The organism is Photobacterium sp. R1, from assembly GCF_054600795.1.
Window position 1 is genome coordinate 1 of the sequence record NZ_BAAHZP010000200.1, and the last position, 371, is coordinate 371.

Consider the following 371-nt stretch of genomic DNA (forward strand, 5'->3'; position numbering starts at 1 on the left):
GAATGATAAATTTCCATCTTTTTGAGGCATTGAAGCATTTTTTAACGATGACGCGATTTGTTTAGCGGAAGCGGTAGCGTACAATCGGGCCCATTGTTCTAATTTAATGTGAATCAACTATCTGCATGAGTAATAAAAGTCTTCAGGTTGGCGGATCAATTGAAAAGGCGCTGTCTGGTAAAGCAGACTTACAGTCTGTCGCTGTGCTCCAGGAAGCCTGGAAGGTTACAGCAAAGCATTTTCTGACCTTTTTTCCAGCAATTGATGCAGGAACTGTAACAGTTTGTTGAAGCTGCTGTTAAAACATTTTGAATACAACGGCTTTAGGTGTCGGTGTTCTGGACGTCCTGAGTCTGGACGTCCGTTTCGTC

The 371-nt window shown here is 42.9% G+C and carries 1 protein-coding gene; it reads left to right on the top strand.

Annotated features, from left to right (window positions below):
• Positions 1-125: 125 nt before the first annotated feature.
• Entirely contained in the window at positions 126-290 is a 165-nt protein-coding gene (locus ACYP03_RS24660) for a hypothetical protein (RefSeq protein ID WP_459782477.1), read from the top strand.
• Positions 291-371 lie beyond the last annotated feature (81 nt).

Coding starts and splice junctions, on each gene's coding strand:
- ACYP03_RS24660 (WP_459782477.1), top strand. CDS start 126: ATGAGTAATAAAAGTCTTCAGGTTGGCGGATCAATTGAAAAGGCGCTG.